The sequence below is a fragment of the Vibrio sp. 1167 genome (genome assembly GCF_033340375.1).
GTDB lineage: Bacteria > Pseudomonadota > Gammaproteobacteria > Enterobacterales > Vibrionaceae > Vibrio > Vibrio alginolyticus.
Genome location: NZ_JAWOWK010000001.1, coordinates 17659 through 39216, shown reverse-complemented (window position 1 = coordinate 39216; position 21558 = coordinate 17659). Strand labels below are relative to the sequence as shown.

The following is a 21558-nucleotide window of genomic DNA, read 5'->3' as shown; positions in this document are numbered from 1 at the left end:
AATTAAATCTTATTTAAAGATATAACAGGGCGTATTTAAAATGAAGTTTTTGATACATTAATCACTAATTATCACCAAACGTCAGATAATTAAATTATTACGATATATGTCAATTAATAATGCTATAGGAGATTAGCATGCAGTCTAATACGTATCTTAAATACGCAGATATTAAGGGTGAGGCAACAGCCGAGCAATACAAAGATTTGATTACACTACTATCTGTAGATTGGAGTGTAGGTCGTGAGATCTCATCATACACTGGTACAGCGATGGACCGTGAAGCGAGCGCTACTCGTCTATATGATTTGACTATCACTAAACTTCAAGACCGTTCTTCTCCTGACTTATTTAAAGAAGCGACGATTGGTAAAGGTAAACCAGCGGTTTTCCATATTACTAAGCAGGGTGAGAAGGTTGAAGAGATCATGAAGATCGAACTGACTGATGCGATGATTTCTAACTACTCAGTTTCTATCCAAGACGATCGTCCAGTTGAAACTATCACAATTTCTTACACAGAAATGATGATGACAGTGACTCCTACTGACGATAAGAACAACACTTCTGCTCCATTGGTATACGGCTACAGCGGTGTTAAAGGTCAACAAATGTAATTTTCATGCGGGGGAGTATTCCTCCGCATTTTTTTGAAAGAAGTATTTAATGAAAAGAGCAACTCAAGATAACAATTTCATCCGAATTTCTTCGCCATTCGGTAAAGATGCCATCATACTAAACTCGTTTGAGTATAGAGAAGAGATCTCAGAACTTTTTTCATTGCGTGCTAAAGCTTACTTTAATGATCAACGAAGTGAGTTAAACGAAATTATTGGTAAGGAAGTTACCATTACCCTTGAAAATAATGAGGATGTTTCTTCAAATCCTCGTTATATGCATGGTTATGTTTCTGCTGCAAGATTAGAAGGGAAAAGGGTTTCTAATACACATAAAGGCGAAAATTATAAAAACATAGAATTATTAATAGAGCCTAAATTACGTTTCGCTGAATATCGAAAAAATTGCAGAATATTTCAGCATAAAGATATAAAGGAAATTATCTCTGAAGTACTATCGGAGCATAGTGTTGCCTTTAGTTTTGAGTTAACCAAGTCCTATCCTAAATACACATACAAAGTACAATATGAAGAATCAGATCTTGAATTTGTTCGACGTCTGTTATCGGAGGAGGGGCTATCATTTTGTTTTACACATACTAAGTCTGCCCATACGCTCAATATTTTTGATGACATCAGTTTTTATAAGCCGGGTACTGAGTTTTTAGTCGATTTTGATACAGGTACGGCGAAATCTAGCCACATTTCTTCTTGGCATGAAACGCAAATTCTGACTACTAAAGCGAGTCAAAAGTCAGGCTATAACATGCTCAAGCCTTCTTCGAATCCTAAAAATACTGCAAAGGGTGAAAGTGATTTTTTTACAGTACCTGGAAGCGAGTATTTTGAATACATGGGTGAAATGGAGAGCAATGATCAATACGCACTGAGAAACACGCATGCAATAGAAGCACTACAGCAAAATGCATATTTGTGTCGTGGCGAGGCTACGTGCAGAACATTCTGTGTGGGCAAGTGCTTCAAGTTTAAAAAGCATGAAGATAAATCTCGAGTCGGCAAAGAATATGTACTGTCTTCTGTTTTTTTGTCTGCTGCTGTTTATAACCAGACTGGTCAAGGTGGGACCGGTGCGCAAGGTGTCAAAGTCTCGTTTAGTTGTGTTGACTCAAAGACAATCCTGCGTCCTTCAGTTAACTACCCGAAACCTCAGATGAAAGGTTTGCAAACCGCAGTAGTTACGGGGAACAAAGATGGTGAAATTTACATAGACAAACATGGCCGTATCAAAGTTCAGTTTCACTGGGACCGTGTTGGTAAATACGATGTAAATAGTTCATGTTGGATTCGTGTTGCGCAAAATATTGCAGGTAACGGATGGGGGTCGGTGTTTCACCCTAGAGTCGGACAAGAGGTCATCGTCGAGTTTGTTAACGGAGACCCTGATCAACCAATCGTTACGGGGTCACTATATAACGGTAGTCAACTCCCTCCTTACGCTTTACCAGAGCAAAGTTCTCAGAGTGGTTATAAATCACGCTCTGTACAAAAAGGTACATCCAATTTTAATGAGTTGCGCTTCGATGATAAGCCTGGTGAAGAGCACATTTATCTTCATGCTGAAAAACTGTTCCAAATGCTAGTTGAAGACTGTGTTGATATCGCCGTTGAAAACAGTAAAACCGAAAAAGTGACCAATGATGTTAATCAAGAGGTTGGTCAGAACGCGAGCTTGAAAGTAGGTAAAAACTTTTCGAATGAAACGGGTGAAGTACTGTCTTTTAATGCAGGAAAGAGCGTCGAGATCAAAGTAGGTGGTGCTTCTATTCAGATGTCTAGCTCTGGAGAAATCAATATCAAAGGTAATAAAATATCCATTAACGGCTCAGCTATTTCTCTTAAAGCTGGGCAAATTTCATTGAACTAAGGTGATTTAAAGTGGGTAAACCAGCCGCAATTTTGGGCAGCTTTCATCTTTGCCCTAAAAAAACAGGAAAGATACCGCATGTTGGTGGTCCCGTCGTTGTTGGTTCACCAAACGTAACGATTGGCGGGATACCTGCGGCAAGACAAGGCGACAAGCTTATTTGTATCGGTCCTCCGGATAGTATCTCAGCAGGTTCTTCTAGCGTAACAATCAACGGTAAACCAGCCGCGAGAGTCGGCGATTCAACGTCTCATGGTGGCAAAATTCTATCTGGTATGCCTACGGTTTTAATCGGAGGCTAGATGCCACTCGCATTTCAAACGCATCTTCTATCCTTTAATGGCCGTTCACACACCGTTCGCGAGATAGCTGATGATTCTTTTAGATTGTCCGAGGAAATCCGACCCCCTGACTTTGCTCAATCAATAGATGAGCATATATTAAGCCTCGTGCGCTCTGAGCGCGAGAGTCTTGAGCAAGCTGATATCAAGGGGAATCTCTGTGTTCTTTTACCATCTTCGGTGGACAAAAGTTTGCTTAAAGCATTGATAAGCGAGCTTTCTAATTTCGTTGGCCAAACTGTCAATACTGAAATTTACTTTTATCCTTATGGCCAAGCTGCATTTTTGATGGCACTAAATCGGATAAATCGTGAAGTTAATGAAACGCAAGCGACTTGGATACTGGCTATAGAGGTTACGAGTGATGTAGAAGGGCATGTCAAACCTCAAAGCTCTATCATTTTAACCAAGTGTTTTTTTCGACATTCAGGTCTTGTGCCTGATGTTGTTCGAATTGATTTAGATGCCAAACAACAACGCATCGCCGTGGACAAGGTGTTTAAGCAATTAGGAGTAAGTTGTGAACATCCACTCAGTCAATTGTATTTATCCGTTAATAAGGAAGAACCGCAATGGTTAAACTCAATGCAATTCTTGTCTCCGTGGGTGACCGATCAAACTCAGTATCAATTTGTTGATATCAAACTTGGCGGATTGGGTGCATGTGGCGGCGTTTTAAAAGCGTTAGTGATTGATGAGCTTCAAAGAAGCAGCCCCTGCCCAGACTTTCACGTGTTGCAAGCGGACATCGAGTCAGATGGCTATGCGGTAGGAGTAATATACAATTGGCGTAGTGAATAGGTCTGGCTATTGCTTTTCCTTCTAGTAGTAGCTGAGGTTTTAGTGATGCAAATGTTATGGGGGATTGACTCGAAACTGGCCCTTTAATGATGTTTGGACAATGACTAGGCGCAGCTTGCTTTTCAAAATAGCTTTGCTCACCGCGTTTTTACAGTGTTCTTCTCGCTTTCTGATTAAATAGCCAGCCATAGAACACAAACCACATGAAAAGCTGTTCGACTCAAGATATCCTTACCGAAATAAAATAACTTGAGTTTTGGCTTGTTCGAGATCCCACCCGTGACGCATTCCTTTTTATAAACGGTACATGGACTCTGACAGAAGCAAGCCTACTCATAGAATTGGCGGAAAGTGAATTCGAATGAAGTTTATCCACACCTCAGATTGGCATCTTGGTCGACAATTCCACAACGTATCACTACTCGAAGATCAACAAGCAGTACTCGAACAACTGATTAACTATATTGAACGCAACCCCGTCGATGCAGTTGTAGTGGCGGGAGATATCTATGACCGTTCGGTGCCACCAACGGTTGCAATAGAACTGTTAAATCGAGTCGTGAAACGCATTTGTACCGAGTTAGAAACACCAATGATATTGATATCTGGCAACCATGATGGTGCAGAAAGGTTAGGTTTCGGCTCAGAGCAAATGAAAAATGCAGGTCTCCATATTGTTAGCAACTTTGAAGAGATGCTCACTCCCATCATCATAAAAACGGACTCTGCGGACGAGGTCGCGTTTTATGGTATGCCTTATAACGACCCTGAACAGGTCAGGTTTGCCTACAAAGCCTCGGTATCCACTCATGATGAGGCTCATCAATTGCTTGTTGAGCAAATTAAAGAGCGCTTTATCTCTAAGCAAAAGCGCGTGCTCGTGAGTCACTGTTTTGTTGATGGGGCTATCGAGTCAGACTCTGAACGACCATTATCTATTGGTGGTTCTGATCGCGTGAGTCATGAACACTTCTTAGATTTTGACTACGTCGCACTTGGTCATTTGCATCAGCCTCAAAAGAAAGGCGCAGAGCATATCCGTTACTCTGGCTCTCTCATGAAGTATAGCTTTGGTGAACAGAACCAGAGAAAAGGTTTCACGTTAGTTGAACTGGACAAGAAAGGATTCGTTTCTGCAAAGCATATTGATCTTACGGCTCCTCATGAAATGCGTATTGTAGAGGGCGAGCTGGATAAAGTTATTGAGCAAGGGAAAACAGACCCCAAGAATGAAGATTATTTGTTAGTTCGTTTGATGGATAAACATGCGATTTTAAACCCAATGGAAAAACTTCGTTCAGTGTATCCAAACGTTTTACACCTTGAGAAACCTGGCATGTTAATTGGGGTAGAGCAGGAAATGGCGCAAGCAAAGTTGGCGCGAAGCGAAATTGATATGTTCCGAGATTTTTTTATTGAGGCGCAAGATAGCCAGTTGTCTAAAGAGCAAGAGCAAGCTGTTACTGACATTATTAAGCAATTATCACAGCAATAGGGACCAAAGATGAAACCAATTAAACTAACCATGCAAGCCTTTGGTCCGTTTGCAAAAACTGAAATCATTCATTTTGAGAAGCTTGGCAGTAACCCTCTATTTTTGATTAATGGTCCTACAGGTTCCGGTAAAACGTCGATCTTAGATGCCATTTGCTTCGCCCTTTATGGTGAAACCACAGGTAATGAGCGACAAGGTATTCAGATGCGGTGTGACTTATCCGCGCAAGACTTACCAACCGAAGTAGTTCTCGAATTTTCGTTACACGGCAAACAATACCGAGTTGTTCGATCCCCTGAGCAGGAAGCACCCAAGGCCCGTGGTGAAGGGATGACGATTAAAAAGCACACTGCGGCTCTTTATGAACTCGGTGAGACTGAAACGCTTATCACCAGCAAGACGACTCAGGTTAAAACTGAAGTTAGCAATATTATTGGCTTGAATGAAACTCAATTTCGTCAAGTTATGGTGTTGCCTCAAGGAAAATTCCGAGAACTGTTGCTTGCTAGCTCTAAAGAGCGTGAAGAAATTTTTGGCCAGCTCTTTCAAACTGACATATATAAAAAAATTGAGTACGCGCTCAAAGATAAAGCGAGTGCAATTAGTAAAGCGAAAGGCGAATTTGATAATCAAATTCGAGGTGCTTTACAAGTTGCAGAAGCGAGTTCTGAACAAGAACTATTACAACAACTGGAACAAGTAACTAAGCAATTAGAGTCTGATAAAAAGAATGAGCAAGCAGCGTTAGATAAGCTCAATACTGCTAAATCTGAATTGCAAAAAGCGGAAACCTTGAATGGAGAGTTTTCGAAACGAGAGCAAGCAGAAAGCGCACTCAAGCTGCATCTAGAACACTCAGATTCGATAAAAGCTCGTCAACAGCAATTAGAAAACGCTAAAAATGCCAATAAGATAGAGTTGCCCTACATCTCATTACAAAATGCAAAAGCTCAAACGCAAGAGCTAAGGCAAAAAATCGTAGCTTTGAAAGAGAGTCTCGAAAAAGCTAATGTCGTTGCGAGAGAACAAGAAAACTTGCAGCAAAGTGCAAAAGAGGCCGCGGCAAAGGTCCCGCAGTTAACGCAACTGCAGTATCAGCTTGAAAGTATGAAAAACAAGTTGGTCGAGAAAGACAATTTGGAAAGCAAAATAACGGCGGGTTATCAACAAAAACAACAATTTGAAGCAACGTTAAAACAGTACATAGAACTAAAAGATAAGTTAACGTTACAGGCCCAGCAGGGACAGAAGGAGCTAGAGAAAGCACGAGTTGATGTTGCGCTTATTGGCAGCATCGATGCGGAAATAAAACAAAAACAACGGCTGTTACAGGATCTACAAAAGCTGCATGATCTTACTTTAGAGCTCTCTAAACTCAATGCGCTAACTGTAGGCAAGCAGCAGTCACTACACGAAGCCAGTCAGCGCTATATGCAGCGTCAACAAGCCGCTGATACGATAGAGCTTAAGTGGCACAACGCTCAAGCGGCAGTATTAGCGCAGCGACTAAAAGCAGGTGAAGCATGCCCGGTGTGTGGTAGCGAAACGCATCCTAACCCCGCAACGTTTGTTGAAGAAGCCGTTACAAAAGAGCAAGTTCAGGCGGCTAGAGCTAAAGAGCGAGAAGCTCAAACCTTGTTGAACCAACTAAGCAATCAGCTAGAACAACATAACGTTGTCATTAGTCAGTATCAGAATCAGTGTAACCAGTTGAAAGAGGAGTTGGGTGAGTATGCTACATCTGAGATCTCGACGGTTCAAAATGATTTGCAAGCGATCAATGCTCAACTCCTACGTCTACAAGCTATTGATATTGAAAAGCTAGAAAAGAACGTTGAACAGCTTAATCAACGCTGCGTCGTGGGTGAAAATAAAATTCATGAGCTGCAGAATCAAATGGCGGCAAATGAATCAACCGTTAAAGCGAACCAAGAACAATTGGCTCAATTACAAGCTTCTATTGACCCAAAATACAGTTCCGCTGACTTGCTTGAACGTGAAATTTTGCTGACAAACGAGCAAATTCTGAGTTTGAACACAGGCTTAGAAAAGGCGCAAAACGCTTTGCAGCAAGCGATATTGGAGAAATCAAATGCGGAAAGTCACTTAGCGACGAACAAGCAGTGGTTATCTGAGTCAGAGCAAAAACTTAGCCAAGCAGAATTAGCGTGGAATGAGGCACTACAGGCGAGTAAATTTGAGGATGAAAGCCATTATCTAAGTAGTCGAGTGGGAGATGATGAACTTCAAGCCTGGCAGCAAGAAATAGACAGCTTCAAACAGGCACAAACCAAGCTTGAGCAAACACTACATGATTTAAATCATGCATTGAAAGATCTTGAAAGGCCTAATTTAGAGTCGTTTAACGACAGGTTAACCACTCTGCAGGCGCAATATATTGAAGTAAGGAATCAACTTGATACCACACGCTCAATATTTGAACGCCTTCAAAAGGTTCGTAAAGATATTGCCGTGTTGCATGAGAAAAATAGTAAGTTAGAAGAAGAATACAAAATCTTTGGTACGTTGTACGACGTTGCTAGCGGTAAAACAGGCAGCAGGGTTAGCCTACATCGCTTTGTTCTTGGTGTACTGTTGGATGATGTGCTGATTCAGGCCTCTCAACGCTTAAGCCTTATGAGTAAAGGGCGCTATATTCTTGCTCGAAAAACAGAGGGCTTCAAAGGCGCTGCGGGTCGCGGCTTAGATTTAATGGTTGAAGATGGCTACACAGGAAAAACGCGTGATGTTGCGACACTTTCCGGCGGTGAATCATTTATGGCAGCGCTTGCTCTAGCACTTGGTTTGTCGGATGTTGTGCAATCCTATAGTGGCGGTATCCGTTTAGACACTTTATTTATTGATGAGGGCTTCGGTAGTTTAGACCCAGAGTCTTTAGATCTTGCTATTCAAACGCTAGTGGACCTGCAACAGACTGGGCGCATGATCGGTGTTATTTCTCACGTTTCTGAGTTGAAAGAACAAATGGCGCAGAGGATTGATGTAGAACCATCAAGACTTGGTTCAACGGTGTCGATTAAATCTCAATGTCGCTTCGCTGTCTAATTCAGTGACTACTGTTAGATCAAAAAGCCCCTAATGTTGGGGCTTTCTGACTAAGTCGCTACTGTTCGCAAAAGTGGCCTTCTTTTGGCGATTGGGTAATCGCATATTCGCCATCGAGGTTGCGATAAACAATCGTGTTCCAAACAGAGCCATCATCCAATTCAAACTCAATAGCATAGTTGACGCCGCTAACGATTTGCGCGTGAACATTCAGTATTTGTTTAAACGACGCTATTGTGTCCATTTTCTTTAAAACAAAGGCCATTGCCTTTTGTGCATCAGGGGTCGCGTTAAACTCATTCCACCCACCTGGCATGTTTCCTTGTGCATTACATACATCTGCCGAGGTCGTTAATTGTGTCGTTTCGCTCGGCTTTTCCTGCTGACAACCTGCAAGTAACACCAAAAGTGCACAAACTGACACTGTTTTTAATTTCATAACAATAACCTCTGTCTATAACGCAACGTATTATAGGAGGGTGATATGCCTACGAATGTCTATGTTGTGCAAAGTTTCTATATGCATAGGGTTAAATGCTGACAAAATGTACAAGCATGGTCAGCTTGTAAGTCAAAAATAGAGCAATCTTGTTATCGATTTGCTGAGATGACGAGGTTTCGGTGTTCAGCGCGCTATTGATGATGAAGAATTGTGATGTGTACCTATGAGGGCGATGGTGCGGCTTAATGATCGATTTGTTATCTTCTAGAGTAAAATCAATCACTAATTAAAATTTAGGTGTTGTATGAAATCGATAAAAATATTTTTACTTTTGTCACTTGCAACTTTATTTGGTTGTACCTCGAAGCCGGATGGGGTGGAACCCGTGAATAATTTCGATTTAGAGCCATATCTAGGTAAGTGGTATGAGATTGCACGCCTAGACCATTCATTTGAGCGAGGCTTATCCAACGTTACCGCTGAGTATCAGGTTCGTGAGGATGGTGGGGTTAAGGTGATAAACCGTGGATATTCCGAAGAAGAGCGACAGTGGTCAGAAGCTGAAGGCAAAGCTTATTTTGTTGAAGATGAAACGTTGGGACACTTAAAGGTTTCCTTTTTTGGGCCAATATATTCTTCTTACATTGTGTTTGAGCTAGGTGAAAACTATGACTATGCGTTTGTCTCAGGTTACAACCACGACTACTTGTGGCTATTGTCTAGAACGCCTAATGTTGATGAGAAAGTAGTGGAGCGCTTTAAGTACGTAGCTAAAGAGAAAGGTTTCGCTATCGACGAGCTCATTTTTGTTGAACAAGAGAAACAACGGCAGCTTTAAGTTCATCAGCGTGGATGAAAAAGCGGACAGAGGGGAAGCTTCCTAATTAAGAGCTCAGTTTGTCATTTCGCTTAACAGTAATTTGTTACCGCGTAACTTAATGTGGTCAAAATGGATATAGCCCCATCATTTGTGATTACTCGTGATGGGGCTTATATAAATTTGAGTGAGCGTCGAAAGGTTGATCTATCAACAAACGGTTATGGTTTACTTAATCAAACGAACGATCAGGGAGCCTGGTGCTCGAATAGATTCAACATTGTGGCTAAGTACTGTGCCGCTTGTTGGGGCGGTGTAGCGTTTAATCTCAGCGCCAAAGCTGTCGTATTGAATCGCAAGAAGTTGACCTTGCTCGACAAAATCCATCAAACTAACATGAGGCAGTACAAAGCCGCCGTGTGTCGCTTTCACACTGATGATTTCGTTTCCTTCCAAGCATGACGTAATAGTGTCCACATCACCTTCAACAATGTTATGCTCTTTCAGCACATTAAAAATGCCTGTTACAGTTCGACTGATAAGTTCTTGCTCGGTATATCGCCCCATACCTACTTCAACAGTAATACTTGGGACACCATGGTTATTCCAGACCGTTTCAAGGACGCCAGCATCTCCAGGATCATTTAAAATCGCATCAGGATTAATGAGGCGAGCCATTTCTAATGATTGCTCGATTCGGAAATCTGCAAACACGTAAAGTGGATAGGCCGCACCACTGGTTTGAGTGTGAAGGTCAATGGCTAAATCAGCATTTGGCTTGAGCAAATCATTCCACAATGCATATAAGTAACGTTGGGCCTCATTGCCGTTTTGGTCACCAGGAAAAAAGCGGTTTAAGTTTGCAGGAGACGCGTCAGGGTCTGCGGAATAGAAATCGCGGCTGTGGTTTAGCATACCTGGCATGTTAATGGTTGGAACAATAGTGACAGTACCAGCGACTTCAGTGCCGATGAGCTCTCGAGCAGTTTTCTGCGCTGCTAACACACCATTGTACTCATCACCATGAACCCCTGCGGTAATCATGATCTTCTTGCCAGGTTTTTCACCTTTGAACACTAGCACAGGTAGGTGTTGCCACTGAGAGAGAGCATTCGTTGCGATGCGAAACCAAAACTTATGCTCGCCCGAATTTAGGTCTGCTACATTGAGAGATTGAATCACTTGATGACCCTGAATCACGTCATCGAGAAATTGTGTTGCCATTAAAGTTACCACTCCAAAACCATAAGCTAATCTAAAACCTTAGCGTCGTCATACCATGAATGTTAATAAGGCGAGAACATGTCTCGCCTTAATTACCAATTGGCTTCGTTTTACGCAAAACCCATAATATGAGCTGCGATAACGACGATACTTGATAGGGTAAAGAGTAATAGAATAAATCGCCAGCAGAATTTTGCCCAGTCACCCCAGTCGATACGGCAGACACCAAGCGTTGCCATGAGAGATGCCGAAGTAGGGACGATAACGTTAGTAAAGCCATCGCCAAGTTGGAATGACAAAACTGCCACTTGGCGCGTAACTCCTGCAATGTCTGCCAGAGGGGCCAGTAGAGGCATCGTTAGTGCCGCTTGTCCAGAGCCCGAAGTGACGAAGAAGTTGAAGATAGATTGGAATACATACATTAACCATGCCGCAGCCACGTCAGGAAGCCCGCTAATCACGCCGCCAGCACTGTTTAGAATTGAGTTCAGTACACTCGCTTCATCAGTTGTACCACCACCAAGGATCAACAATACACCTTTTGCACAACCCACTAACAGGGCAGGTGCAAGCATAATAGCTGCACCTTCTTTAAATGCATCAGCTGCGCAGTTTAGCGTCATACCGTTCAGGCGGAAAATCGTACCGATGATCGCGACAACAAAGCCCATAGTGAAAAATTGAGACGCGATTTCTGGGATGTACCATGCGTTAGCGACTACGCCCCAAACGACCCACACCGTGGTCGCAATAACCGTAAGGATAACGAGTGTGTCACCTAGGTTCCAACGAGAATCTTGATTGCCAAGCTCTTGCTGACGGAAATACTGGTCTGTGCGATGGCTGTAAGAAAGTTTAGGATTTGACTTCACACGAGCGGCGTAGATCATTGTGAAAGCGATACCGATTAACGTAAAGCCAGCCCATAACCCCATGCGTACTGTCATGCCGGATAAAACAGGTACACCCGCAATGCCTTGCGCAATAGCTACGGAAAAAGGGTTCATCCAAGAAGTAGCGAAGCCAATTTGAGTCGCAACATAGGTAACCATTACCGTAGTGATACCATCATAACCAAGGCGAACCATAAGCGGCGCGATAATAATCGCAAACGCTACGGCTTCTTCACCCATACCAAATACCGCACCGCCTAGCGAGAACAGCAAAAATAGCACTGGAATGAATAGCGCTTCGTTACCTTTGGTCTTATCGATAAGGCGCAGGATACCGTTATCGATTGTGCCTGTGCGCATTACAACGCCGAAAGCACCGCCGATAACCAACATGAACATAATCACGCCGATCGCGCTGCCCCATTTAGAGCCAGAAACTAGCCCTTCGAAAGGGAAGTTCATCAAACCAATGCCACCACCAGAAGCAAACAGGCCAACCTTGTTGTAAACCAATTCACCGTTTTCGTCGGTTGCATAAGAGAAAGAAGAAGGATCGATAACTGTGCGAGTTTTTTCTGCACCGTCGACCATGTAGGTCACCTGTTGGCTATCAAAATGACCAGCAGGAATTAAGTAGGTAAGAATCGCAGCAAGAATACCAACAATGAAGATCAAAATGAGGGTATCTGGCATCTGCCACGACTTAGGGGTAGCAACCGAGTCTGCTGGTTGCGCATGTGTGTGAGACATAACTTACTTCACGTCAAATTCAATAAAGCATGAAATATCGATAAAATAGAATAAAAAGTCAATATTAATGCTTATGTTGAACTATAAATTCATCAAATATTTGAAGTGAAGTTAATTTGATTGTTTTGTGGTCAAATGTTGGGTTAATGTTTCAATATGTGTTGAGTTTGGATGATTCACGAGCTTTCATAGTACATCTACAGGTGATCTAATCACTTGATTTCTGTCTGTTCTGCATAAAAAGCAGCGACATCACGAAGGTCTTCATCATTTAACATTTTTAACTGTGCTGCCATCATTTCTGCAAGTGGCCCTTTACGCTCACCGGCTTGATAAGATTTCATTGCATTGTAAAGGTACTGAGCATTTTGACCAGCAAGGCTTGGATAGGTGTTGTTCGTTGCGATGCCTGTAACACCGTGACAATAGACACAGCTAGGTGATTTGATTTTACCTTTATCAGCATCACCAAACGGCTCGGCATGGATAGCGGAAGAGAAAATAAAAGAGATTAGAAGTATAAATCTGAGCATGGAGGTTATCTATTCGCTAAAAATCATGCCGATACAATAAAGCTTCCCCTTAGGGGAAGCTCAATGATCAAAATCAAATTAAAGTAGAGATTTTATACTTGATAAGAAAGTGTCGATGTCTTTCGCTGAAATATCTTTATGAGTTACAAAACGAATTGGATTTCCAGGGGTTATCGTGATGTTTTGTTCCTTTAGTTTCGCAGCGATACTTACTATGTCCACTTGAGGATCAAGCTTCGCGAACACGATGTTCGTTTGAACAAATTCAGGGTTGACTGAAAAACCAGGCAGTTCTGCTAAACCTTCCGCTAAGGTTTTTGCGTTGGTGTGATCTTGTTTTAGCTGTTCCACTTGTTCGGTAAGGGCAAGTTTGCCTGCTGCGGCAAGAATACCCGCTTGACGCATACCACCGCCGACCATCTTTCTTAAGCGATGTGCTTTTGCGATGTAGTCTTTGCTACCAAGTAGTAGCGAGCCAACAGGGGCAGCCAGACCTTTCGACAGACAGATCGTCATTGAATCAAAGTACTGACCGATCTCTTTTACCGGAACATCAAGTGCAACGGCTGCGTTAAAAACGCGAGCGCCATCTAGATACATCTGCAAGTTATGTTTATTCACGAAGTCACGTGCTTCTGCTAAGTAAGACAGAGGTAGTACTTTACCATTAATTGTGTTTTCTAAGCTGAGAAGCTTAGTGCGAGCAAAGTGACAATCATCTGGTTTAATCGCAGCAGCCAGTTTATCAAATGGTAGCGTGCCATCTGGGTTATTTTCGACTGGTTGAGGTTGAATTGATCCCAAAACCGCCGCGCCACCAGCTTCGTATTTGTAGTTATGTGCTTGTTGCCCACATAGATATTCATCTCCCCGCTCGCAATGCGCCATTAAACCGAGCAGATTGGCTTGAGTGCCTGAAGTGGTAAACAAAGCTGCTTCGAAACCAGCAAGCTGCGCAGCAAATTTTTCAAGCTCATTGACCGTAGGGTCATCACCATAAACATCATCCCCAACGGGGGCCTTAAACATGGCTTCTCGCATGGCTTGGGTGGGCTGTGTAACGGTATCTGATCGAAAATCCATGAATGTCTCCTTGGTCAAAGTCCTAAATATATCCGCAAAGGCGCGCTTTGCTTAAGCAAGCGATCGTTTTGGCATCGGTGATCGTGCCATCGACAATCTTTTCTTCGAGTTGCTTGATTGACAAGGTGACGACCTCAATCACTTCGTCTTCATCGCACTCGTAACGGTTTGTTTTGTTGAGCTTTTCGGCAACAAATAGATACTGTATCTCATCACAAAATCCGGCAAGAGGGGTGACTTGGCCGAGAGACGTGAATTTCTCTGCACTAAACCCAGTTTCTTCCTCTAACTCTCTTTTGGCGCAGCAGAGTGGCTCTTCGTTGCCTTCCCTGGTACCAGCAGGAAGTTCCAATAGCCATTTATTAAGTGAAGGCCGAAATTGGTGGACAAGGACAATCTCACCCTCCGCTGTAATAGGGAGAATCACTGCAGCGCCCGGATGATGGATTGTGGTGTGCGTAATTGCCTGTCCTGTAGGAAGCATAACGTCTTCTTCAATCAGAGAAATTTGCTTCCATTTATGAATTATCTTGCTCATGCAGTTATGAACCCTAGCTGTTACCGCATTTTTGACGTTTTTCGACATTAACCACAAATGGTGGGAAACAAAAGCAAAAAATACTGCAACACGACGAAAGCGTTTGCACTTTAAGTGAGCAATATCTCATAAATGGAAACTTTGATTGCTTCGTCAAGATGGGGAAAAGCATCTGCTATAAGGGGAATTCGACAAAATACATTTGTAACAAAGTTATAACAAGTGTATAAAAATGTTAACGCAATACCACTTCAGTAGCCGGAGAACGTATGACACAAACCTTATTTGCCTCAAATGCCGAAAAAGCGCTTCTCTCAGAACGCATCAATAAATTGGCGAAAGCGTTAACGGATGGCGTTTATGAGCGTGAACATACGATCAAGCTCTGCCTTCTTGCTGCACTTGCTGGTGAAAGTGTTTTTCTTTTAGGCCCCCCTGGTATTGCAAAAAGCTTAATTGCCAAACGACTCATCCAAGCGTTCGATAACAGCAGTTACTTCGAATACCTGATGACGCGCTTCTCAACCCCTGAAGAGGTGTTTGGGCCACTGAGTATCCAAGAGCTAAAAGACAACGGCCGTTATGTTCGCTTAACTAAAGGGTATTTGCCAACTGCACAAGTCGTATTTTTGGATGAAATCTGGAAGGCGGGGCCTGCAATTCTTAACACATTGCTGACAGTGGTTAATGAGAAAACATTCAAAAATGGCAGCGATATCGAGCGTGTGCCAATGCGCTTGTTGGTATCGGCTTCCAATGAATTACCCGATGAAGATAGTGGATTGGATGCGCTCTACGACCGCATGTTGGTGCGTGTGTTTGTGAATCGAATTCAGAATAAACAAAACTTTAAGTCGATGTTGACTGTGGGCACATCGCAAGAGGCACAAGTACCAGAAGGCCTAGCGATAACTGATGAAGAATATCATCAATGGCAACAACAGCTCGACAAATTGACGTTAACCGACAATGCATTCGAAAAGCTTTTCCAGCTTAAAACGATGTTAGAAAGCAAAGTTGAAGCTCAGTTTGGTGATGTGGCCAATACCGATATGTATGTCTCTGACCGCCGCTGGAAGAAAGCCGTGAAGTTGTTAAAAGCGAGCGCGTTTTTTAATGGTCGCGATGAAATCAATCCGCTTGACCTTCTACTGCTGCAAGATTGTTTATGGAACAGTCCTGAATCGCGAGATGTGGTACGTGAAGTGGTTCAAGAGTTCGCCTTAAAACATGCATTTGATCAACAAGACGCGGAGCAGGAAATTGAGTACTGCCGAGAGTCTTTGGTTGATGTTCAACATGAACTTGAAGATGCCTACCGCATGACGTTAACGTCTGAAGCGGCAACGGGTATTTTGCGTAAAGAAACCATGCGCTTTGATACCTCTAAAGCCAAGATGTACAAAGTTGGCGCAGCCGTTAACTTAGTTAAATTGGTTGTCTTGCAAAGCAACATGTCGGTTTCAGAATCAGAAAAAGGTGATAGCCGCTGGGTTTATGTACCCAAAGATGAGTTAGATCGAGTCATTAAAGAGGGAAGCGGTGATGTGTATGGTTACGTCAATCAAAACACCAACATGTGCCGTTTACGATTTGACGTTGACGCGGCGAATAACCTAGCTATCCGTGATATCGCGAATCGAGGCATTTTGGTTAGCCTAGTGACTCAAGAGGGCTTGGATGTAGAGCTTTACCAAAAGTGGTTAACGCAGAGCGAAAAAGCCGTAAATCAGCTTAGTGAGGCAGAACACCATATGCGCAAGGTGAAAGCGAACTTTCATGATGCGCTTCCGCATAGCTTTGTTGATCCTGAACTACCCCGCCTAATGGAGTCGAGTCTACAACAGGTTAGTCAGAGACTTGAATCAATCCAAGCAGAAAGTGAAAAAGTTATCCAACGCTTTAAAAACTTACATCAGTTTTTCTCATAAGGAGACGACATGCTAGGTGCAGACGGACTTAACCTCGCGCTGATGGTGGCCGACTCTGGCATCATCGATAGCGCAGTTAATGATTTGATGGCGCGTTCACAAGTCATGATGATGGCAGAAAACCGAGGCGTTAAATCTTCGGTCAAAGGTCACTTGTTAAAGTGGCGAGGCAGCGTTAAAAAACGGATCACCAAGGTATGTGAGACAGAGCGTTTCCAACAAGAGCTGTCTTTATATCAAGAGGTCATTCACTGGGATGAAGAGGCGTTTTTTGAAAACATCGAAGATGTGATTAAAAAGCTGGAATGGCACTCTGCGTTTTACATGCAAGCTCGCCGAATGATGGAAAAGAACAAAGGGATGAATAACCCTATGTTCCCACATTACTTTTGTGATCAATGGTACCAAAGCCTCACCGATGCAATAAAACAAGCGCAAGTAAGCGAGCTTGAAGCCAATAAAGAAAAGGTGCTGAAAGACCTGTATCAACGTATGGAAACCATGCGTAATATGGATAAAGTCACGGAGTCGGGTGATGCTGAAAGTGTAGGGCGCCTGTGGGATATGGCATCTGCCAAGTTGAGTAAAACAGACTTAACGGTGATGAAACGCCATGCTGAGTTTCTGAAGAAGCACCAAGGCTTGCAAGAAATTGCGGAGCAACTCGGTCGTATGGCGGGGCAAGTAAATGATCCTGAACTAAATCGTGCGCCCACTGAAGAACTTCAATTGGTCGAAGAGAAAAGTGATGAGGCGACGGATGATATTGTTGGTATTCACGAAAGCGATGATCTAAATAAGCTACTTCCCAACGAAACGATGTTTTTGGCGTATCCTGAACTTGAAGTTGTGTTCTATAAACACTTAGTCGATAAACGGCTCATGAACTATCGTACACAAGGCAAATCGCGCACGTTACGTAAAGTTAAAGCTCACCGACCTGACCATAAAGCGGTAGATATCGAAAAAGGCCCCTTCATTGTTTGTGTGGACGCGTCCGGTTCCATGAGTGGCTTTCCTGAGCAATGCGCCAAAGCCATGGCTTATGCTCTGATGCAAATCGCACTAGCGGAGCAACGTGATTGCTATGTCATTATTTTTTCTACGGAACACATTACCTACGAACTAACCAAACAAGATGGTCTGCGCGAGGCGGCGGACTTTCTAACTTATAGCTTCCATGGTGGTACAGACTTAGAGCCAACTTTGATTAAATCTATCGACTTGATGAGCGGTGATAAATATAAAAACGCAGACATGGTAGTCATTTCCGACTTTATCGCGCCAAAACAACAAGACGAGTTACTGGCCAAAGTGGATGCGCTCAAAGCGAAGAAAAACCGTTTTCACGCGATTAGCTTATCGAAATACGGAAATCCTGCATTAATGTCGATGTTTGATCACACTTGGTCTTATCACCCTAATGTTGTGGGAAGATTGCTAAAAAGGGTCAGCAACTATTAAACGCCTTAATGTTTCATGGGACAAAACGAACTGAAAGCGAGATTTATATTGCTTCGTTTTAAGCCAATAAGATCGAACTTTGGTCGAATTGACTTAAAAGAAATCAAACGAACAGAAAATGAAATGTTTTTGTTTGACTATCTTCTCTCAATCCGTAAAGTAGCCACCAACGCAACGGGGTAGAGCCCTGAAGCGTAATAAAAAGGCGCCTTGGCAGAGTGGCTATGCAGCGGATTGCAAATCCGTGGACCTCGGTTCGACTCCGGGAGGCGCCTCCATTATTCTTTTGAGAGTGAATGGCTTTCGAGAATAAATGCGACACTAGCTCAGTTGGTAGAGCGCAACCTTGCCAAGGTTGAGGTCACGAGTTCGAACCTCGTGTGTCGCTCCAAATTATTCAGATATGGCCATGGCGGTATCTCGATGCCAAGTGCATCAACTTAAAACCAGCGAAAGCTGGTTTTTTTGTATCTGAAGACTGATAAATTCACACCATCTCTTTTTCATTACCTGTGAGCTTAGCAACCCCATCTCTGTCACGAGTTTCTGATATTAAGTGTGACCCGATGTTTCGCACCTCAGCCAATTTCAGTTTACAATACGGGCTTCCAAAGGATTTGACGAAGACGCATGAGAAATACCGACGATTACATCATTTTTTATCACTTGATCGAGCAAGGTTCATTCAGTGCTGCCGCGAGACATATGTCACTGACCAAATCGGTCGTCAGTAAACGGATTGCCAAGCTTGAACAAGAGCTTGGTGTACAGCTTCTCTACCGAACAACGCGAACGCTAACGTTGACTGAAGCAGGACGAGCGTTTTTTACTCATGCAAAAGCGGTTTATCAAGCGGTGGCAACGGCGGAAGAATCCATTGTGGGTTTAGGTAAAAACTTATCTGGAAACATTAAAATTTCGGTGCCTACTATCTCTGGTGAATTAATTCTTCCTCAAGTGATTAATGAATTTAATCAGAAATACCCAGACATCAATATCGATATGGATCTAGATAATCGTTTCGTCGATATCGTGAATGAACGTTTTGATTTGGCAATTAGAACGGGTGTGTTGCCAGATTCTAGTCTGATTGCAAGAAAGCTGGTGGATGCAAATTGGATCATTTGCGCGTCACCCCAATACCTAGCTAAACATGGCATACCTAAACAACCTCAAGCCTTGGCTAAACACAATTGTTTAGTCTATTCCTACCAAGAAACCGGAGCGCATGAGTGGGCGTTTAAAGATGGAGACGAGGTATATCAAATCACCGTCGACGGTAACCTCTGTACTAACAATTCTTCTGTATTGAGAAATGTGGCGCTGTTAGGGCAGGGAATCATCTATGTGCCGCGTGTATTGGTTTATGAAGACTTAAAGCAAGGCAGTCTGATTCAGTTATTTAAAGACGAAACAGCCAAATGTTTGGGTATTTATGCGGTGTACCCTTACACTCGTCAGCAACCAGAAAAAATTAAGATCTTTATCGATCATCTATACACAAGCTTTCAAAGTCAAAACCATCGATTTTAAGCCAATAACTCAACACCGATCGTTATGTTGGTGTTGAGCTTATGTTTCCATCTTCATTTCTAAGAGTCCTCTTAAATTTAGGAGCTTACGCTTCTCCTCGTTTTCTTCACTAATATTGATAACAAGATACCCCGCACAACTGTTAACAAATGGTTTTGCTATTGTTTCTTTTAAGAAACGGTCTGTTTCTTACGTTAAATTTCTCAAATGTGAAAGATAAGTAACAGAAAAATAAAGAATTATTTTGTTTGTTGTTTATTTATTACGTATTGTTCGTCCGCCTGACATAGACGCAGAGAAATGGACTGCTTATAGTGGCTCAAACGCCATGCCTGCCGCTAAGCGGTGTTGTGAGCGAAGTACAATAACTAGAGATACGGATATGAAACAAAAGCAGCTGATTGAAGAATTTAAAACCATCGTGGGGGAAGAAAATGTTCTAACCGACGAGGTTAAAACGAAATATTACCGCTCGGGGTTTCGTTCGGGTAGTGGTAATGCGCTTGCTATCGTGTTTCCTAACACTCTTCTAGAACAATGGAAGATTATTAAACAGTGTGTTGAAGCAAACTGCATCATTATCATGCAGGCGGCTAAAACAGGTTTAACAGAGGGCTCAGCTCCGAGTGGTAATGATTATGATCGCGATGTGGTTGTGATCAATATTACCAAAATCAAGAAGATTCACTTATTAGATGGTGGTAAGCAGGCGGTTTGCTTGCCTGGTGCGAGCTTACACTCTTTGGAGAAAGAGTTGAAGGCAGTGAACCGAGCACCGCATTCTATCATCGGCTCTTCATCGCTAGGTGCCACTGTGGTCGGTGGTATCGCCAATAACTCAGGCGGTGCGCTAGTTAAGCGTGGTCCTGCTTATACGGAACTGGCGATCTACGCGCAGGTCGATAAGCAAGGCCAGTTACATTTGGTGAACCACCTTGGTATTGAAGGATTAGGTGAAACGCCAGAAGAAATTCTAACAAACCTGCAAGAAGGGAACTTTGACCCAGCGAAGATCATTCATGATGAGCGAATGGCATCAGACAGAGAATACGATGAACGTGTTCGAGACGTGACTTCTGACATTCCTTCTCGCTTTAATGCCGATGAACGCCGATTATTTGAAGCCAGTGGCTGTGCTGGCAAGTTGGGTGTTTTTGCCGTTCGGGTTGACAGCTACCCAGTACCCGAAAAAGAGCAGGTTTTTTACCTTGGCACCAATGACCCTGCGAAACTAACGAAGTTGCGAAAAGACTTCTTATCTACGTTTGATAACTTGCCTGAGATGGGAGAATACTTGCATCGAGATATCTTCAACATGGCAGAGAAGTACGGCAAGGATGTGTTCTTATCCATCGACTTGTTAGGCACAGATAAGCTGCCAAAAATGTTCGCACTTAAAGCTAAGGTAGAAAACTTCTTAGAGCGCATCCCGTTTGTCAGTAAATATCTGCCAGACACCATTCTGTACTACGCGAGCAAGTTGTTCCCACAACATTTACCAGAGCGAATGCTGGATTTCCGTGACAAGTATGAGCATCACCTGGTATTGAAAATGAGTGATGGTGGTATTGCTGAAGCACAAAAATACCTCAAAGAAGTTTGGGCTGTTGAAGACGACTGTGATTTCTTCGAGTGTACGCCGGAAGAGGGTAAAAAAGCTTATTTACATCGCTTTGCAGCCGCTGGTGCAGCAATTCGGTACGAGACGATTCATCGAAAAGACGTAGAAGACATCGTTGCACTTGATATCGCATTGCGACGCAATGATGAAGAGTGGCTAGAAACTTTGCCTGAAGAGGTGAGTAAGAACCTTGTTCAAGCGCTCTATTATGGTCACTTTATGTGTTACGTCTTCCATCAAGATTACATTTTCAAAAAAGGGACTGACACGAAGTTGATGAAAAAGCTGATGCTAGAGCACCTCAATAGCCGTGGTGCCAAATACCCAGCAGAACATAATGTGGGTCACTTGTATGAAGCCGAAAACTCGTTGCAGAAGTTTTACCACGAATTAGACCCAACCAATACCTTTAACCCTGGTATTGGTAAAATGGACAAATATAAGCGCAATTGTAACTGCTGTGCGTAATGTGCTGTCTCACTATGATTAATAATCGTTGTTCATCGTTCAAATGATGAGCATAA

Annotated in this window: 17 protein-coding genes and 2 tRNA genes; 13 read left to right on the top strand and 6 right to left on the bottom strand. The window is 42.9% G+C overall.

Features of this window, described 5'->3' with window-relative positions:
* Window positions 1–137 precede the first annotated feature (137 nt).
* From R7Z78_RS00185 to R7Z78_RS00160, 6 genes are all read left to right on the top strand, one after another.
* The gene (locus R7Z78_RS00185; RefSeq protein ID WP_005375967.1) at window positions 138–617 is read left to right on the top strand and encodes an Hcp family type VI secretion system effector; all 480 of its coding nucleotides are present in this window, start codon (window positions 138–140) and stop codon (window positions 615–617) included.
* A 49-nt stretch (window positions 618–666) separates the two neighbouring features.
* Window positions 667–2502 carry a type VI secretion system tip protein TssI/VgrG gene (tssI, locus tag R7Z78_RS00180; RefSeq protein ID WP_104976055.1) on the top strand — a complete coding sequence of 612 codons (1836 nt, stop codon included), beginning with the start codon at window positions 667–669 and terminating at the stop codon, window positions 2500–2502.
* An 11-nt stretch (window positions 2503–2513) separates the two neighbouring features.
* A complete protein-coding gene (locus R7Z78_RS00175; protein WP_005375969.1) occupies window positions 2514–2804 on the top strand; it encodes a PAAR domain-containing protein in 291 nt (96 codons plus the stop codon).
* Complete coding sequence (locus tag R7Z78_RS00170; RefSeq protein ID WP_169644547.1) at window positions 2805–3644, top strand: NAD/NADP transhydrogenase subunit beta; 840 nt, start codon at window positions 2805–2807, stop codon at window positions 3642–3644. It abuts the gene before it with no gap.
* A gap of 361 nt (window positions 3645–4005) precedes the next feature.
* Entirely contained in the window at window positions 4006–5139 is a 1134-nt protein-coding gene (locus R7Z78_RS00165) for an exonuclease SbcCD subunit D (protein WP_005375971.1), read from the top strand.
* Window positions 5140–5148: 9 nt separating this feature from the next.
* On the top strand, window positions 5149–8205 hold the full coding sequence (locus R7Z78_RS00160; protein WP_104976057.1) for an AAA family ATPase: 3057 nt from the start codon (window positions 5149–5151) through the stop codon (window positions 8203–8205).
* A 58-nt stretch (window positions 8206–8263) separates the two neighbouring features.
* Here the strand turns inward: R7Z78_RS00160 and R7Z78_RS00155 are convergent, their stop codons facing one another.
* Complete coding sequence (locus R7Z78_RS00155) at window positions 8264–8644, bottom strand: cystatin domain-containing protein (protein WP_005387498.1); 381 nt, start codon at window positions 8642–8644, stop codon at window positions 8264–8266.
* A 307-nt stretch (window positions 8645–8951) separates the two neighbouring features.
* Here R7Z78_RS00155 and R7Z78_RS00150 point away from each other — a divergent pair, with 307 nt between their 5' ends.
* Window positions 8952–9485, top strand: a complete 534-nt coding sequence (locus tag R7Z78_RS00150) for a lipocalin family protein (RefSeq protein ID WP_104976058.1) — start codon at window positions 8952–8954, stop codon at window positions 9483–9485.
* A gap of 207 nt (window positions 9486–9692) precedes the next feature.
* Here the strand turns inward: R7Z78_RS00150 and R7Z78_RS00145 are convergent, their stop codons facing one another.
* From R7Z78_RS00145 to R7Z78_RS00125, 5 genes are all read right to left on the bottom strand, one after another.
* Entirely contained in the window at window positions 9693–10688 is a 996-nt protein-coding gene (locus R7Z78_RS00145; protein WP_033907020.1) for a succinylglutamate desuccinylase/aspartoacylase family protein, read from the bottom strand.
* Window positions 10689–10798: 110 nt separating this feature from the next.
* Window positions 10799–12331, bottom strand: a complete 1533-nt coding sequence (yfcC, locus tag R7Z78_RS00140; protein WP_005387492.1) for a putative basic amino acid antiporter YfcC — start codon at window positions 12329–12331, stop codon at window positions 10799–10801.
* 212 nt (window positions 12332–12543) lie between these two features.
* Entirely contained in the window at window positions 12544–12864 is a 321-nt protein-coding gene (locus R7Z78_RS00135) for a c-type cytochrome (protein WP_104976059.1), read from the bottom strand.
* A gap of 78 nt (window positions 12865–12942) precedes the next feature.
* Window positions 12943–13947, bottom strand: a complete 1005-nt coding sequence (ltaE, locus tag R7Z78_RS00130) for a low-specificity L-threonine aldolase (protein ID WP_169644545.1) — start codon at window positions 13945–13947, stop codon at window positions 12943–12945.
* A 22-nt stretch (window positions 13948–13969) separates the two neighbouring features.
* Complete coding sequence (locus R7Z78_RS00125; RefSeq protein ID WP_017820203.1) at window positions 13970–14485, bottom strand: NUDIX hydrolase; 516 nt, start codon at window positions 14483–14485, stop codon at window positions 13970–13972.
* A gap of 269 nt (window positions 14486–14754) precedes the next feature.
* Between R7Z78_RS00125 and R7Z78_RS00120 the strand changes: the two genes are divergently transcribed.
* The 6 genes from R7Z78_RS00120 (at window position 14755) to dld (ending at window position 21502) form a co-directional block, all read left to right on the top strand.
* Window positions 14755–16416 (top strand): ATPase RavA domain-containing protein, encoded by a 1662-nt coding sequence (locus R7Z78_RS00120; RefSeq protein ID WP_104976061.1) that lies wholly within the window; start codon window positions 14755–14757, stop codon window positions 16414–16416.
* A gap of 9 nt (window positions 16417–16425) precedes the next feature.
* Entirely contained in the window at window positions 16426–17880 is a 1455-nt protein-coding gene (viaA, locus tag R7Z78_RS00115; RefSeq protein WP_017820201.1) for an ATPase RavA stimulator ViaA, read from the top strand.
* 204 nt (window positions 17881–18084) lie between these two features.
* Window positions 18085–18158: transfer RNA gene (locus R7Z78_RS00110), tRNA-Cys, on the top strand.
* A 37-nt stretch (window positions 18159–18195) separates the two neighbouring features.
* A tRNA-Gly gene (locus tag R7Z78_RS00105) sits at window positions 18196–18271 on the top strand.
* A 239-nt stretch (window positions 18272–18510) separates the two neighbouring features.
* Entirely contained in the window at window positions 18511–19413 is a 903-nt protein-coding gene (locus R7Z78_RS00100) for a LysR family transcriptional regulator (protein WP_017633645.1), read from the top strand.
* 382 nt (window positions 19414–19795) lie between these two features.
* Window positions 19796–21502 carry a D-lactate dehydrogenase gene (gene dld / locus R7Z78_RS00095; RefSeq protein WP_065275338.1) on the top strand — a complete coding sequence of 569 codons (1707 nt, stop codon included), beginning with the start codon at window positions 19796–19798 and terminating at the stop codon, window positions 21500–21502.
* Window positions 21503–21558: the final 56 nt, after the last annotated feature.